Below are 16,114 nucleotides of genomic sequence, written 5' to 3' on the forward strand. Positions count from 1 at the left end.
GTACGTAATGACATGGTATCTCTCTCATCCCAGGGCATAAGCGACTCCATAAACGGGTTCGTATGCCTTAGTTGTAAGTGTCTACCATGTCCCCGAACAAGTGTTCATGATGTCCCCGGACCGTACAGGGAGAGGGTTGGGGTGAGGGCATCAGACCGCACCCCTTTGCTTAAATCGCCGCGTCGTCTTCTTCACCCGTACGAATACGGATCACGCGCGCCACGTCAAAGACGAAGATCTTGCCGTCACCAATTTTACCGGTCTGCGCCGTGCGAATAATGGTATCCACGCAGGTATCCACGATATCGTCGGTCACCACAATTTCGATTTTCACTTTCGGCAGGAAATCCACCATGTACTCTGCGCCACGGTACAACTCGGTATGACCTTTCTGGCGACCAAAGCCTTTCACTTCGGTGACTGTCATCCCGGTGATACCGACTTCCGCCAGCGCTTCACGCACATCATCCAGTTTGAAAGGTTTAATAATCGCATCAATCTTTTTCATGGTGGGTCCTTAAACGCTCGCCTGTCTGTAGCCTCGTAATCGATTGCTCACAGTATCATAGTCAGTCAAATTTTGCGGTACTACTCTTTAAAATCGTTCGCTTCCAGCTCGTGGCGCGACAGCAGTTTGTAGAACTCGGTGCGGTTACGCCCGGCCATGCGCGCGGCGTGGGTGACGTTGCCTTTGGTGATCTGCAGCAGCTTGCGCAGATAGTTGAGCTCGAACTGGTTACGCGCTTCGACGAAGGTCGGCAGCGCCGTGTTTTCGCCCTCCAGCGCCTGGTCCACCAGCGCATCGCTGATCACCGGCGAAGAGGTGAGCGCTACACACTGCTCGATCACGTTCACCAGTTGGCGCACGTTGCCCGGCCAGCTGGCGGTCATCAGACGTTTCATCGCATCGGTAGAAAACGCGCGTACGAAAGGTTTATGCCGATCGGCCGACTGACGCAGCAGATGGTTTGCCAGCAGCGGAATATCTTCCGAACGCTCGGCGAGTGCGGGGATTTTCAGGTTCACGACGTTGAGGCGGTAATAGAGATCTTCGCGGAACTCTTTGCGCTCCATCGCTTTCGGCAGATCGCGGTGCGTTGCGGAAATGATGCGCACGTTGATGTCGATATCCCGGTTGCTGCCGAGCGGGCGCACTTTGCGCTCCTGCAATACGCGCAGCAACTTCACCTGCAGCGGCGCGGGCATATCGCCAATCTCATCCAGGAACAGCGTGCCGCCTTCCGCCGCCTGGAACAGCCCTTCCCGGCTGCTGACCGCGCCGGTGAAGGCTCCGCGCGCATGGCCAAAGAGTTCCGATTCCAGCAGTTGCTCCGGCAGCGCGCCGCAGTTGATGGCGATAAAGGCATTTTTACTGCGCGGGCTGGCGTTGTGGATCGCCTGGGCCAAAATCTCTTTCCCGGTCCCGCTCTGGCCGTTGATCAGCAGGCTGACGTCCGACTGGGCGACCATCCGCGCCTGCTCCAGCAGGCGCAGCATTATAGGGCTGCGAGTGACAATCGATTCGCGCCACTTCTCATCCACCGACGGGGCGGAGTGTTCCAGCGCATCGTCGATGGCTTTGTAGAGCGCGTCTTTGTCCACCGGTTTGGTCAGGAAGCTGAATACGCCCTGCTGTGTGGCGGCGACCGCATCGGGGATTGAGCCGTGAGCGGTGAGAATGATCACCGGCATACCCGGCTGCAGCTTCTGGATTTCGACAAACAGCTGCATCCCGTCCATCTCGTCCATGCGCAGATCGCTTATCACCAGATCGACCTTCTCACGGCCCAGCGCTTTCAGCCCTTCCGCGCCGCTTTCGGCGGTGACCACGCTGTAGCCTTCGCTGACCAGACGCATTCCCAGCAGCTTGAGCAGGCCGGGATCGTCATCCACCAGCAGGAGATGGGCAGGTTTGCGGCTTGTCATGGCTTCTCGTCCTCTTGTTTCGGCGTCTCGCTCTCCTGCTCCGGCGCTTTGGCGGGCTGCGCAGTGCCTTTTGTATTATCCGGCAAATAGTTGCTGGAGGGCTTGCGGGTGGAGAGCTGCCGTTCAATATCCGTCAGGTTTTCCAGCTTGCGGGTGGTGGTATCAAGCTGGGAGCGTAAATATTGCTGCTGCTGGCGCAGGGTATCCAGTTCCCCGTCCGCAGACTGTTGCAGCTTACTGTAGCGTGAGCGCTCTTCGGCGAGCTGTAACTGCAGTACCTGCCCGTCGCGCCAAAGCTGATAGAGCGGGCGAATTTGCGCGGGGATCTGCGGGCTGAGCGCATCCATCCGCGAAGTATTGTTGCGGCGCTCAACCGGATTGATTTTGGCATTAGCCAGCAGGATGCCGCGCTTGAAGGTGTCCTGCCAGGTGTCGTCGGCCCACTGATGAGCCTGCGCGCGGGCCACGGCGGGGGCTAAACGCTCTGCGCAATCCATGCCGCGCAGCCAGAACAGCGGGTTGGATTCGACATCATGGCCGCTGAGCTGCCAGATGTTATCGCAGTCGGTCGACAGGAAATCCGCCAGCTGATGCTCAGGGTATTTATCGTCTTGTTTATCGCTGATCGCGCTTTTTGGCGTGTGCGGCACACAGCCCGCCAGCAGTAAGCATGGCAGACCGATTCGTAAAATTTTGCTGGAAAACGTCGCGCTAAACGCGCGGAAAAAGACGTGTGACATACTCACCAGACTTAGATTCATTTCATTGATTTTTCCGGCTCAAGGGGCACCTCAATGCGAAAACAGACATCCGCGCGATCGTCGTGGGAGATGTACAACTCCCCGTGCATGCGCCTGATGCAATCGCGGGCAATGCTTAAGCCCAAACCGCTCCCTTTTACCGCACCTTTTCGCTGATGACTTCCCTGGAAAAAGGGCTCAAAAATCATCTTCTGTTCGTCATCCGGAATAGGACTACCGGTGTTGGCGACGTCAATACAGACCCGTGAATTGTGGGTAAAACTGCGAATATAAATGTTACCGGATTCAGTACCATAGTGCACCGCATTGGAATAAAGATTATCCAGCACACTCATTAATAGCATAGGTTCGGCAAAACAGACTGACTCCTGGAGATCCAGCTCGGTATGCATCATTTTAGCTCGCGCAGGCAGGCTGTGGGCGGAGAGCACCATATCGACCAGCGGTTCTATCTCCACTTTTTCCAGCTCGACGGCACCGTCAGCCAGTTTGCGATTGTAATCAAGCAGTTGTTCAATCAGCTTTTGCAGGTTGCGGCTGCTGTCATCCAGGATTTCGACAATCTCTTTTTGTTCGGTGGTCAGCGGCCCCGCCACTTCGTCGGCCAACAGCTCGGTACCTTCGCGCATACTGGCGAGAGGTGTTTTCAGTTCATGAGAGATGTGACGCAAAAACTGATGGCGCTGAGATTCCAGCCACTGAAGACGTTCCGAAAGCCAGATGATGCGCTGCCCAACGGAGCGCAGCTCGCGTGGCCCTTTGAATACGACGGTGTTGCCGAGAGACTTGCCCTCCCCCAGACGGTTGATCATCCGTTCGATGCCCTTCACCGGGCCGATGATCATTCGGGTGAAGAGCAGCACCAGCCCGAGGCTGACCAGAAACAGCACCAGCGCCTGCCAGCCAAAGAACTGACCGCGCTCAGCGATCTCCTGCTGTAACTGCAGCCCACGGGATGAAATCACCGCGCGAGTGGATTGCACCATCTCGGTGTTGGCGCTGGCAAAGGCTTCGAGCTTAGCGGTGGCGACCTCATCCGGGCCGCTGTTTTTGCACTGCAGCTGCCCCAGGTCGTTCAGATCCTGGCGCAGCGCCTGATAGAGTTTGTCATCGGGGAGTACGCCCGCGTGGGCGTCCAGCATTTCGCTGTAGCGTTTGCGCTGGTTCTGATAGACCTTCGCCAGCGTGCGGTCGTCGAGCACGCAGTACTGACGATAGCTGCGCTCCATCTCCAGCGCGGCGTTGGTCATCGCCTCGCTGCGGCGGGCGTCAACCAGCGTGGTGCGGTTGGTTTGCGCCGCCTGGGCGCTGAGCGCATTGAGGCTTTGCCACGCCTGCCAGGCCAGAACCAGCAGCGGTAACAGGATCAGCAAGAATGCCATCATAACGAGCTGTCGCAGGGAGCGAGGGAAAATTGACCAGCGTTTCAACGCATGACTCTCTCAATGTGGGTGTTGAGTGATGCTAACTGAGTCAGCCCTTTAGATACAACAAAGCCGGGTAAAAACCCGGCTTTGTTGTGAAATGAGGCGGTGCCTTACTCGACGTTTCGCCCTGGGTCTGATAAAGCATCGCTATGATCAGTAGTTGGACGGCAGGCACCTTGTTGTGCGTCATTCGAAGTTTATGTAGCGCGTCCCGAAGGGGCTGACATAAGAGGGTGAATGAGCCACTGGTTAATATTATGCAACACCCGTGCCAGAATGCAAAACAAATTATTATCTTACTGTAACATAACAGTTTTATGGCATTAACGCGTTAATTGATGGCTGAACAATTTCCAGGCTAAGTGTCGCTAAATAGATACACCTTCTTACCGCCTTTTCATGCCTCTTATAAATCAATGCCTTACATGTCTCCTTTTGGAGACATCCATGTTATGGGTTTGTCGCAATTTTGCGACAGACATAAAAAAGCCCGGTGGCGCTCACGCTTACCGGGCCTACAAAGACAACTGCGTTAAACCTTAGCCCAGCTGTTTACGCGCATTGCGGAAGATGCGCATCCATGGGCTGTCCTCGCCCCAGTTTTCCGGGTGCCAGGAGTTGCTCACGGTGCGGAACACACGCTCCGGGTGCGGCATCATGATGGTGGCGCGGCCGCTTTCGCTGGTCACGGCGGTGATGCCGTTTGCAGAGCCGTTCGGGTTTGCCGGGTAAGTTTGCGTCACTTTGCCGAAGTGATCGACGAAGCGCAGGGCTACCAGCCCTTTGCTTTCGAGCGTGGCGAGATGCGCCGCATCGCGCACTTCCACCTGCCCTTCGCCGTGAGAAACGGCAATCGGCATCTGCGAGGCCACCATCCCCTGCAGCAGCAGAGACGGGCTTTGGGTCACTTCCACCAGGCTGAAACGCGCTTCGAAGCGGTCGGACTGGTTACGCACAAAGCGCGGCCAGGCGTCGCTGCCCGGAATCAGTTCGCGCAGATTCGACATCATCTGGCAGCCGTTACACACGCCCAGCGCCAGCGTCTGCGGGCGATGGAAGAAGGTTTCGAACTCATCGCGCACGCGATTGTTGAACAGGATGGACTTCGCCCAGCCCTCGCCTGCACCCAGCACGTCGCCATAAGAGAAACCACCGCAGGCCACCAGCGCCTGGAAGTCGTCCAGGCCGGTGCGTCCTGCCAGCAGATCGCTCATGTGAACGTCGATAGCGTCAAAGCCCGCGCGGTGGAACGCTGCGGCCATTTCGACGTGGGAGTTCACGCCCTGCTCGCGCAGAACCGCCACTTTCGGACGCGCGCCGGTCGAGATGTACGGTGCCGCCACGTCTTCGTTGATGTCGAAGGAGAGCTTCACATTCAGGCCAGGATCGCTGTCATTCGCTTTCGCTTCATGCTCCTGGTCGGCGCACTCCGGGTTGTCGCGCAGACGCTGCATCTGCCAGGTGGTTTCGGCCCACCACATACGAAGACGAGAGCGGCTTTCGCTGAAGACCGCATGACCATCAGCTTCAATAACAAAACGATCGCCGGTGACGGCTTTACCCAGATAGTGCACGCAATCCGCCAGGCCATGTTTCGCCAGCAGCGCTTCGACCGCTTCGCGATCCGCCGCACGCACCTGAATCACCGCACCCAGCTCTTCGTTAAACAGCGCGGCCAGACGATCTTCGCCCAGCGTGGCGATGTTCGCTTCCACGCCGCAGTGGCCGGTAAAGGCCATCTCCGCCAGCGTCACCAGCAGGCCGCCGTCTGAACGGTCGTGATAGGCCAGCAGCTTACGTTCAGCCACCAGCGCCTGAATGGCGTCGTAGAAGCCTTTCAGCTGCGCCACGTCGTGCACGTCTGCCGGTTTGTCGCCGAGTTGACGATACACCTGCGCCAGCGCGGTCGCGCCGAGGGCGTTGTGGCCTTTGCCGAGATCAATCAGCAGCAGGGCGTTATCTTCCGTGACCAGCTGCGGAGTGATGGTGTGACGCACATCTTCCACGCGGGCAAAGGCGGTGATGACCAGCGACAGAGGAGAGGTCATCTCGCGCTGTTCGTTGCCTTCCTGCCAGCGGGTTTTCATCGACATAGAGTCTTTGCCGACCGGAATGGTCAGACCCAGCGCCGGGCAGAGCTCTTCGCCCACCGCTTTTACCGCTTCGTACAGGCCAGCATCTTCGCCAGGGTGACCGGCTGCGGCCATCCAGTTGGCGGAGAGTTTGATGCGTTTGATGTCGCCGATCTGGGTCGCCGCGATGTTAGTCAGCGCTTCACCGACCGCCAGACGGGCAGAGGCCGCAAAGTCCAGCAGCGCCACCGGGGTACGTTCGCCCAGCGCCATCGCTTCACCGTAGTAGCTGTCGAGACTCGCAGTAGTCACCGCGCAGTTCGCCACCGGGATCTGCCACGGGCCGACCATCTGATCGCGGGCCACCATACCGGTCACCGATCGGTCGCCGATGGTCACGAGGAAGGTTTTTTCTGCGACGGCTGGCAGGTGCAGAACGCGATTCACCGCGTCGGCAATCGAGATGCCGCGCACATCCAGCGCTTTGCCCGCGGCTTTGCGGGTTTCCACATTGCGGGTCATCTTCGGCGTTTTGCCCAGCAGCACGTCGAGCGGCAGGTCAATCGGCTGATTGTCGAAATGCGGATCCTTCATGCTCAGGTGCAGCTCTTCCGTTGCTTCACCGATGACCGCGTACGGCGCGCGCTCGCGACGGCACAGTTCGTCGAACAGCGGCAGCTGATCAGGAGAGACCGCCAGCACGTAGCGTTCCTGGGATTCGTTACACCAGATTTCCAGCGGGCTCATGCCAGGCTCATCGCTCAGGATGTCGCGCAGGTTGAATTTGCCGCCGCGTCCGCCGTCGCTCACCAGCTCCGGCATGGCGTTAGAGAGACCGCCCGCGCCGACGTCGTGGATGAACAGAATCGGGTTGGCGTCACCAAGCTGCCAGCAGCGGTCGATCACTTCCTGGCAGCGACGTTCCATTTCCGGGTTGTCGCGCTGGACGGAGGCGAAATCGAGATCCGCGTCAGACTGACCGGATGCCATTGAAGAAGCCGCCCCGCCGCCCAGGCCGATGTTCATCGCCGGGCCGCCGAGGACGATCAGCTTCGCGCCGACGGTGATCTCACCTTTCTGCACGTGATCGGCGCGGATGTTGCCGATCCCGCCTGCCAGCATGATCGGCTTGTGGTAGCCGCGCAGCTCTTCGCCGTTGTGGCTGTCGACTTTCTCTTCATAGGTACGGAAGTAGCCGTTCAGGGCCGGGCGACCAAATTCGTTGTTAAACGCCGCGCCGCCCAGTGGGCCTTCGGTCATGATGTCGAGCGCGGTGACGATGCGCTCCGGCTTGCCGAAATCTTCTTCCCACGGCTGTTCAAAGCCAGGAATACGCAGGTTGGAGACGGAGAAACCGACCAGGCCCGCTTTCGGTTTTGCGCCGCGTCCGGTTGCGCCTTCGTCACGGATTTCGCCGCCGGAACCGGTCGCCGCACCCGGCCACGGAGAAATCGCCGTCGGGTGGTTGTGTGTTTCCACTTTCATCAGGATATGCGCTGGCTCCTGATGGAAGTCATAGCGCCCTGCTTCGCGGTCGGCGAAGAAGCGGCCTACCTCGGAACCTTCCATCACCGCCGCGTTGTCTTTATAGGCAGACAGAACATGCTCTGGCGTTTGTTCCATGGTGTTTTTGATCATTTTGAACAGCGACTTCGGCTGCTCTTCGCCGTCGATAATCCAGTCGGCGTTGAAAATCTTATGGCGGCAGTGCTCGGAGTTGGCCTGCGCGAACATATAGAGTTCGATGTCGTTCGGATTGCGGTTCAGCTTCACGAACGCATCCTGCAGGTAGTCAATCTCGTCGTCGGCCAGTGCCAGACCGAGACGCAGGTTGGCGTCAATCAGCGCCTGACGGCCTTCGCCCAGCAGATCCACGCTCTGTACCGGCGCAGGCTGATGGTGAGAGAAGAGCTGCTGTGCGTCATCAAGCGTCGCGAAAACGCTCTCCATCATGCGGTCGTGCAGCTCGTCGGCGACGGTCTGCCACTGTTCTGCGGTCAGGGTTGAGGCTTCAACGTAGTACGCCACGCCGCGTTCCAGACGATTGATCTGGCTCAGGCCGCAGTTGTGGGCGATGTCAGTGGCTTTAGAAGACCAGGGGGAGATGGTGCCAGGGCGAGGCGTCGCAAGGACAAGTTTGCCGGTTGGCGTATGGCTGCTCAGGCTCGGGCCATACTTGAGCAGACGTTCAAGCTGCTCGCGCTGCTGCGCATTTAAGGGAGCATTCAGGTCAGCAAAATGGACATACTCAGCGTAAATATTGCTTACCGGAAGGTCGGCTGCCTGAAAACGTGCCAGCAGTTTGTTGATACGGAAGGCAGACAGTGCAGGCGAACCACGCAGAATTTCCATCATAAGTCTCTCGTCTTCGAAGCGCCTGAGGCGCTTACAGTGTGCGCAAGGGGAAAACGGGCGTCATTATAGAGAATCCTGAGCGCCGACGAAACCGTTTGCGTCGAAATAAAATCATCTCGCCTTTTTATCCATCGGTGTGACCTGTCTCTCTAATTTGTTGCCAACTGACGCAAGTTTGCGCAAAATGCCGCTCAATCAATGGCAAACCTTATAATCAACATGGCTACAGCACACTGAGGCAACGCACGGCGCAGAGAATTAACTAATTGAAAAAATTAAAGATTAATTATCTGCTCATCGGCATTGTGACATTGCTGCTGGCAGCGGCCCTCTGGCCTTCTATCCCCTGGTTCGGCAAAGCCGAAAACCGTATCGCCGCGATCCAATCGCGGGGGGAGCTGCGCGTCAGTACGATCAGCTCTCCGCTGACCTACAACAATGTGAACGGCAAAATCACCGGTCTCGATTACGAGCTGGCGCAGCAGTTTGCCGACTACCTGGGCGTGAAGCTCAAAATCACCGTTCGCCAGAATATCAGCCAGCTGTTTGACGACCTGGATAACGACGATGCCGATATGCTGGCCGCCGGGCTGGTCTATAACAGCGAGCGCAGCAAAAGCTATCAGCCAGGGCCAACCTACTATTCCGTTTCGCAGCAGCTGGTCTATCGCGTCGGCAGTTTGCGCCCCCGCACTCTTGCCACGCTGACCGATCACCAGCTCACTATCGCCCCCGGGCATGTGGTGATTGAGGATCTGCGCTCCCTCAAAGAGAAGAAATTCCCCGATCTCAGCTGGAAGGTCGACGAGAAGCTCGGCACCACGGCGCTGCTGGAACAGGTAAAAGACAAAAAGCTGGCGTATACCATCGCCGATTCGGTGGCGATCAGCTTGTTCCAGCGCGTGCACCCGGAGATTGCGGTGGCGCTGGATGTGACCGACGAACAGCCCGTCACCTGGTTTAGCCCTCTCGACGAGGATCAAACCCTCTCCGCCGCGATGCTCGATTTCTTTAATTCGATGAATGAAGACGGCACGCTCGCACGTCTTGAGGAGAAGTATCTCGGCCACGGCGGGGATTTCGATTACGTCGATACCCGCAGCTTCCTGCGCGCGGTGGATAGCGTTCTGCCGGATCTCCAGCCGCTGTTTGAGAAATACGCCGAGGAGATCGACTGGCGTCTGCTGGCGGCGATTTCCTATCAGGAATCTCACTGGGACGCGCAGGCGACTTCCCCGACCGGCGTGCGCGGCCTGATGATGCTCACCAAGAATACTGCGCAAAGCCTCGGTCTGACGGACCGTACCGATGCGGAACAGAGCATCAGCGGCGGCGCGCGCTATCTGCAGGATATGATGGCAAAAGTACCAGAGACGGTGCCGGAAGAGGAGCGGATCTGGTTTGCGCTGGCGGCCTACAACATGGGTTACGCGCACATGCTCGACGCGCGGGCGTTGACCGCCAAAACCAAAGGTAATCCTGACAGCTGGTCTGACGTTAAACAGCGTCTGCCGCTGCTCAGCCAAAAGCCCTGGTATAACAAACTCACCTACGGCTATGCGCGCGGGCACGAGGCCTACGCGTATGTGGAAAATATCCGTAAGTACCAGATAAGCCTGGAAGGGTATCTACTGGAGAAAGAGAAGGAAGTGATAGAGGCGAATCAGCTGGCGCAGAGCTATCCGGTGGTGTCACCGAATGAGCTTAATCACCCGACGACTTCAGTTCTGCCTTTTGTTGCTTTTTCTGCTGACGGCGCATTCGAAAGAAATCGCTTAATAGCCCCGAACAGTCTGGTGCAAGCACCCCGCCGATAATTTGCACCTGGTGGTTCATACCCGGGTGCCCGAGCACATCCATCAGTGACCCCGCCGCGCCGGTCTTTTCATCCCGCGCGCCGTACACCAGCGTGCCGATGCGGCTGTGAACCATCGCGCCGGAGCACATCACGCAGGGTTCGAGCGTGACGTACAGCGTGGTGTCGAGTAAACGATAATTCTGCAGTACCAGCCCGCCCTGACGCAGGGCCATGATTTCCGCATGCGCGGTCGGATCGTGGCGGCCAATCGGACGGTTCCACCCTTCGCCAATCACCTGATTGTTATGCACCAGAACGGCACCCACGGGTACTTCGCCCTCATCCCAGGCGCGTTTTGCAAGGGAGAGCGCGTGGCGCATCCAGTATTCATGGTTGAGTTCAAGGTCAGACAACGAAAGGTACTCCAGTTGGAAAGCGGGCGGCATTATACACACCCGTTATGGTTAACACTATTCCAGTTGCTGAAGTTCGCCCGACGGCGTGACGCGCCAGCGGTGCTGGCAGAAATAGAGCAGCGGGTTGTCCTGCTTGCTGTCGCTGTAGCCGCTGTAAAGACGCAGCGGCGTGCCGATTTTCTTCTCGAGCTGCACCACTTTCTCATGGCCCAGACAGCGCAGCGTCAGTACCCATCCGCCGTAAGCGCGCCCCATCTGGGTGGCAATCAGATTGACGCGCGGCAGCCAGGGGGTGTCGAAATAGACCTGCTCCACCAGCGGCTGCGGCGAGCCGGTAATCAGCCAGATATCGGCGTCGTTGGCGTTGAGATATTGCGTCAGACGATCCTGAACCACCGGAAACGCGGTGACATGTCCGCGAAACCAGTGGACGAAATCCTGCTGAAGCTGTTTTAGCCGCGCGTCGCTGTGACCAAAGGTGCAACCCCACAACAGCAGACTCATGGGCCAGCGCGCCGCGCGCCCTTTTACCAGCAGCGCAATCCCGATAATCGGCAGGAGTGGCAGCACGAGCAGTGCGTTCAGGGGCTGGCGACGCAACAGATAGCGCATAAATGTGCCAAACATATCCTGCTGATGTAGCGTTCCATCCAAATCGAAAAAGACAACGCGACGCTCGTGATTAACCAAACCTTACTCCTCTGGATCGTTGAACCCTAACAGCCAGGTCATCAGGAACCCGGCGATGACTGCTACTAAACAGCCTAACAGATAGAGCATGACTTTTCCGGTCACGATGGTTAATGCCAGCGGTAAACCGGAGATCCCGAAGGTAATGACCGTCGCCACTTTCCAGTAGCTGATCAGCGCGCCACCCACTGCGCCACCGATACAGGCAGCAAGGAACGGCTTGCCGAGCGGCAGCGTGACGCCGAAAATCAGCGGCTCGCCGATGCCCAGCAACCCGACCGGCATCGCGCCTTTAATCACCTTTTTCAGACGTTCGTTGCGGGTTTTCATCAGAATGGCGACCGCAGCACCGACCTGCCCCATCCCCGCCATCGACAGGATTGGCAGCAGTGCGTTGTAGCCGTGGGCCTGGACCAGCTCAACGTGGATCGGCACCAGTCCCTGATGCAGACCGGTCAATACCAGCGGCAGGAAAGTGCCCGACAGCACGGCACCGACCAGCAGTCCGCCGCGATCGATAGCCATCGTCGCGCCGTGGTCAATCGCCTCGGAGATCAGACCGCCCAGCGGCTGGAGCGCCACAATCGCGACCGTACCGGTGATAAGCGTGGTCAGCAGCGGGTTGAGGATCAGTTCGATCGAGCCCGGCAGCAGGTTGCGCAGCCGTTTTTCGATCCAGCACATCAGGGCCACCACCAGCAGCACTGCGATGACACCGCCGCGGCCTGGCTGGAGCGCCTCGCCAAACAGGGTGATTTGCGCGAGCTGCGGGCTGGAGAGGATCCCCGCCATCACGCCGCCCATCGCCATCGAACCGCCGTAGACTTTCGCCGCGTTGACCCCCACCAGGATGTTCATGATGGCGAACACCGCGCTGCCGAAGATGCCCAGAATGCCGAGCATATTTGGATAGTGGGTCGCAAAATCCCCGACGATATCCGGGCGCTTGAGGATATTAATGATCCCGGTAATCAGACCCGAGGCGATAAACGCCGGGATAAGGGGGATAAAGACGTTGGCCAGCTGGCGCAGCGCGTCGCTCATTGGGGCTTTGTATTTGGCTTTGGCCTGCGCTTTGTTGCGATCGACATCGCTTAAAGCTGCAGCGCTTTCCCCGGTCATCAAGGCGCGCATCGCATCGACGACCTGCGCGGCTTTGCCCGGTCCGACGATCAGCTGGTGCTGTGCGCCCTGCTTCACGTAGCCGCTGACGCCGGAGAGCTTTTTCAGACGCGCCAGATCGAGCTGATCGTCGTCCTGAACTTCGACCCGCACGCGCGTCATGCAGTTTTCGAGACGGCGGATGTTTTTCTCTCCGCCAATCCCCTGCAGGATGTCGCTGGCGAGCGCTGCTGTTTTTTCCATATACGCCTCAGTGTTAGTTTTGTAATGCCGCGCGCAAGAATCCCTGATGGGCTTCCAGTTTTGCTCGCGCCGCTGTGGCGTCCAATCCGCTCAAAATCATCAGAATGGCCGGTTTAACGTCGTGGTCGGTTTGCTGGAGAACGGCTTCCGCCTCTTCGCGGCTGGCTCCGGTGGCTTCAACGACCATGCGGCAGGCACGGTCCACCAGCTTGATGTTGGTGGCTTTCATGTCCACCATCAGGTTCTGATAGACCTTGCCGAATTTGACCATCGCGCCCGTGGAGATCATGTTCAGCACCAGTTTCTGCGCGGTGCCTGATTTCAGACGCGTGGAGCCGGTGAGGGCTTCCGGTCCGACGACCGGCGAAATAGCAATGGCCGCCACCTGAGCAATCGGTGAACCTGGATTACAGGAGATGGCCACCGTCGTGCAGCCCAACTGGTTCGCATACTCCAGGCCGCCGATGACATAAGGCGTGCGCCCGGAGGCCGCCAGGCCAACCACCAGATCGTTTTCGGTCAGGTTGATGGCGATAAGATCGTCGGCCCCCAGCTGTTTGTCATCCTCGGCCCCTTCAACCGCTTTAAGCAGCGCGCCAGGCCCCCCGGCAATCAGCCCGACCACCAGCCCGTGCGGCACGCCGAAGGTTGGCGGGCATTCAGAGGCGTCCAGCACGCCGAGACGTCCGCTGGTCCCCGCGCCCATGTAAATAATGCGTCCACCGGCTTTCAGGGCGGCGGCGGCGGCATCGACCGCTTTCGCCACCTCGGGCAATGTCTCTTTCACTGCCAGCGCGACCAGCGTATCCTGTTGATTAAAACGGTTAACAAGGTCGAGAGTGGAGAGCGCGTCGAGATCCATGGTTTGTGGATTACGGGTTTCGGAAACGAGTGAGCCAAGATTCATCTTTTGTACCTCAGGAATTTTTAATTCATATTAACCGTACTATAATGGAATATAAAATTCATTCAGGCGAGCAAAACTCTGTTTTGCAGCAGCAATCACATTTCGCCAGGAGGCGTATGAACTGTTTAATTCGTATTCGCCAGCGTTACGCGGGCTTTGCCCAGAGCGATAAAAAACTGGCGGACTTCCTGCTGGCGCAGCCCGATCGTGCGCGTCATCTGAGTTCTCAGCAGTTGGCCAGCGAGGCCGGTGTGAGTCAGTCGAGCGTGGTAAAGTTCGCCCAAAAGATTGGTTTTAAAGGTTTTCCCGCGCTGAAGCTGGCGATCAGCGAAGCGCTGGTCAACAACCCTAATCCGCAGTCTATGCCGCTGCACAACCAAATCCGCGGCGACGATCCGATGCGTCTGGTCGGCGAAAAACTGATCAAAGAAAACGTCACGGCGATGCACGCTACGCTGGATGTGAACAGTGAAGAGAAATTGCTGGAGAGCGTGGGGATGCTGCGCGCCGCGCGGCGCATCATTTTGACCGGCATTGGTGCGTCCGGGCTGGTGGCGCGTAACTTTGGCTGGAAGCTGACCAAAATCGGCTATAACGCGGTGGTTGAACAGGACATGCACGCCCTGCTCTCTACCGTGCAGGCGATGACGCCTGACGACCTGCTGTTAGCCATCTCCTACTCAGGGGAGCGTCGCGAGATCAATCTGGCGTCCGACGAGGCGCTGCGCGTTGGGGGGAAAATCCTCGCCATTACCGGCTTTACGCCGAATGCGCTGCAGCAACGGGCTACGCGATGCCTGTACACCATCGCCGAGGAGCAGGCCACCCGCAGCGCGGCCATTTCCTCCACCAGCGCGCAGATGATGCTGACGGATTTGCTGTTTGTGGCGCTGGTCCAGCAGGATCTTGAGCATGCGCCAGAGCGCATTCGTCACAGTGAAGAGCTGGTAAAAAAACTGGTCTGAACAGGGAATGAGCGTATAATGCCCGCCCTGTTTGTGATGTTTCTGAGATTTTCCTGATGGCGCTGTTAATCACCAAAAAATGCATCAATTGCGATATGTGCGAACCCGAATGCCCTAATGAGGCGATTTCGATGGGTGACAGCATCTATGAGATTAACAGCGACCGCTGCACCGAGTGCATCGGCCATTACGAAACGCCGACCTGCCAGAAAGTCTGCCCGATCCCCAATACCATTCTGAAAGATCCGGCGCACGCCGAATCAGAAGAACAGCTGTGGGATAAGTTCGTACTGATGCACCACGCGGACAAAGTCTAACTTTCGATAATTACCGTGGCGCAGGCGTAATGACGCTCGTCTGCCAGCGTCACGTGCATGTGATTCACACCGAGTTTTTCAGCCAGTTTTTGCGCCTCGCCCCATAACCGCAGACGGGGTTTGCCAAGCTCATCGTTAAACACTTCAAACTGATTAAACGCCAGTCCGTTACGAATCCCGGTGCCGAACGCTTTTGCGGCAGCTTCTTTGACCGCAAAGCGTTTCGCCAGAAAACGCACCGGCTGTTGGTGCGCTTCCCAGATGGCCCATTCGTTGTCGCTGAGCACCCGTCTGGCAAGGCGATCGCCGCTACGGGCGATCACCGCTTCGATGCGGGAAATTTCAACGATATCCGTACCTAAGCCAAGAATCGCCATTACTGACGCGCTTCCAGCATCAGGCGTTTCATTTCGGCAACGGCCTCTTTCAGACCGCTCATCACTGCGCGCCCGATAATTGCATGGCCGATATTCAGCTCGTGCATTTCCGGAATTTCAGCGATCGCTTTGACGTTGTGATAGGTCAGACCGTGACCGGCGTTGACCTTCAGACCGAGGCTCGCCGCGTAGGTGGCCGCTTTGGCAATGCGTTCGAGCTCTTTGGCCTGGGTAGCTTCATCTTTCGCGTCCGCGTAACAGCCGGTGTGAATTTCGATATACGGCGCACCGACGTCGGCCGCGGCTTTGATCTGCTCGAAATCGGCGTCAATAAACAGGGAGACCAGGATACCCGCATCGGCGAGGCGTTTGCAGGCATCGGTCATTTTGTCACGCTGACCGGCAACATCCAGCCCGCCTTCGGTGGTCACTTCCTGACGTTTCTCTGGCACCAGGCAGCAGAAATGCGGCTGGGTTTCGCAGGCGATCGCCAGCATCTCTTCCGTCACCGCCATCTCCAGATTCATACGCGTATCCAGCGTCTGGCGCAGGATACGAACGTCGCGATCGGTGATGTGGCGGCGGTCTTCACGCAGATGAACGGTAATGCCGTCAGCGCCAGCCTGCTCGGCGATAAATGCCGCCTGAACCGGATCAGGATAAGCAGTGCCTCGCGCGTTACGCAGCGTGGCAATGTGATCGATGTTGACGCCTAACAGTAATTCAGCCATGACAATC

13 protein-coding genes and 1 pseudogene are annotated in these 16,114 nt (G+C 58.0%); 3 read left to right on the top strand and 11 right to left on the bottom strand.

What is annotated here, in order from left to right:
- Nucleotides 1–169 precede the first annotated feature (169 nt).
- The 5 genes from glnB to purL form a co-directional block, all read right to left on the bottom strand.
- Nucleotides 170–508, bottom strand: coding sequence for a nitrogen regulatory protein P-II (gene glnB / locus QQF33_RS22510; RefSeq protein ID WP_002914032.1), 339 nt, complete (start codon nt 506–508; stop codon nt 170–172).
- An 80-nt stretch (nt 509–588) separates the two neighbouring features.
- Nucleotides 589–1,926: a two-component system response regulator GlrR gene (gene glrR / locus QQF33_RS22515; RefSeq protein ID WP_282494174.1), complete on the bottom strand. Its 1,338-nt coding sequence runs from the start codon at nt 1,924–1,926 to the stop codon at nt 589–591.
- Nucleotides 1,923–2,687, bottom strand: coding sequence for a two-component system QseEF-associated lipoprotein QseG (qseG, locus tag QQF33_RS22520; protein WP_285158639.1), 765 nt, complete (start codon nt 2,685–2,687; stop codon nt 1,923–1,925). Before qseG ends, glrR begins: the two co-directional genes overlap by 4 nt.
- The gene (gene qseE / locus QQF33_RS22525; protein WP_285158640.1) at nt 2,684–4,117 is read right to left on the bottom strand and encodes a two component system sensor histidine kinase QseE/GlrK; all 1,434 of its coding nucleotides are present in this window, start codon (nt 4,115–4,117) and stop codon (nt 2,684–2,686) included. The genes qseG and qseE overlap by 4 nt, the downstream gene beginning before the upstream one ends.
- 536 nt (nt 4,118–4,653) lie before the next feature.
- Nucleotides 4,654–8,541 carry a phosphoribosylformylglycinamidine synthase gene (purL, locus tag QQF33_RS22530; RefSeq protein WP_285158641.1) on the bottom strand — a complete coding sequence of 1,296 codons (3,888 nt, stop codon included), beginning with the start codon at nt 8,539–8,541 and terminating at the stop codon, nt 4,654–4,656.
- Between the two features lie 251 nt (nt 8,542–8,792).
- Here purL and mltF point away from each other — a divergent pair.
- Nucleotides 8,793–10,358: pseudogene (gene mltF / locus QQF33_RS22535) on the top strand (membrane-bound lytic murein transglycosylase MltF); the annotation flags it as partial.
- Here the strand turns inward: mltF and tadA are convergent.
- Genes tadA through murQ form a run of 4 tightly spaced genes read right to left on the bottom strand, consistent with a single transcriptional unit; the run spans nt 10,246 to nt 13,717 of the window.
- On the bottom strand, nt 10,246–10,785 hold the full coding sequence (gene tadA, locus QQF33_RS22540; RefSeq protein WP_282494165.1) for a tRNA adenosine(34) deaminase TadA: 540 nt from the start codon (nt 10,783–10,785) through the stop codon (nt 10,246–10,248). The pseudogene mltF and the gene tadA sit on opposite strands and share 113 nt — an antisense overlap.
- Before the next feature lie 24 nt (nt 10,786–10,809).
- Nucleotides 10,810–11,445 (bottom strand): phosphatidylglycerophosphatase C, encoded by a 636-nt coding sequence (gene yfhb / locus QQF33_RS22545; RefSeq protein ID WP_285158643.1) that lies wholly within the window; start codon nt 11,443–11,445, stop codon nt 10,810–10,812.
- A 3-nt stretch (nt 11,446–11,448) separates the two neighbouring features.
- Nucleotides 11,449–12,810: a PTS transporter subunit EIIC gene (locus QQF33_RS22550; RefSeq protein WP_285158644.1), complete on the bottom strand. Its 1,362-nt coding sequence runs from the start codon at nt 12,808–12,810 to the stop codon at nt 11,449–11,451.
- A 13-nt stretch (nt 12,811–12,823) separates the two neighbouring features.
- Nucleotides 12,824–13,717 (bottom strand): N-acetylmuramic acid 6-phosphate etherase, encoded by an 894-nt coding sequence (gene murQ / locus QQF33_RS22555; RefSeq protein ID WP_282494162.1) that lies wholly within the window; start codon nt 13,715–13,717, stop codon nt 12,824–12,826.
- Between the two features lie 116 nt (nt 13,718–13,833).
- Here murQ and QQF33_RS22560 point away from each other — a divergent pair, with 116 nt between their 5' ends.
- Nucleotides 13,834–14,682 carry a MurR/RpiR family transcriptional regulator gene (locus QQF33_RS22560; RefSeq protein WP_285149774.1) on the top strand — a complete coding sequence of 283 codons (849 nt, stop codon included), beginning with the start codon at nt 13,834–13,836 and terminating at the stop codon, nt 14,680–14,682.
- Nucleotides 14,683–14,738: 56 nt separating this feature from the next.
- Entirely contained in the window at nt 14,739–14,999 is a 261-nt protein-coding gene (locus QQF33_RS22565; RefSeq protein ID WP_015960043.1) for a YfhL family 4Fe-4S dicluster ferredoxin, read from the top strand.
- Here QQF33_RS22565 and acpS read toward each other — a convergent pair.
- Nucleotides 14,996–15,376: a holo-ACP synthase gene (gene acpS / locus QQF33_RS22570; protein WP_285146913.1), complete on the bottom strand. Its 381-nt coding sequence runs from the start codon at nt 15,374–15,376 to the stop codon at nt 14,996–14,998. The two genes, QQF33_RS22565 and acpS, sit on opposite strands and share 4 nt — an antisense overlap.
- Nucleotides 15,376–16,107 (bottom strand): pyridoxine 5'-phosphate synthase, encoded by a 732-nt coding sequence (gene pdxJ / locus QQF33_RS22575; RefSeq protein WP_285154459.1) that lies wholly within the window; start codon nt 16,105–16,107, stop codon nt 15,376–15,378. The genes acpS and pdxJ overlap by 1 nt, the downstream gene beginning before the upstream one ends.
- Nucleotides 16,108–16,114 lie beyond the last annotated feature (7 nt).

The sequence above is a fragment of the Lelliottia wanjuensis genome (genome assembly GCF_030238365.1).
Lineage (GTDB): Bacteria > Pseudomonadota > Gammaproteobacteria > Enterobacterales > Enterobacteriaceae > Enterobacter > Enterobacter wanjuensis.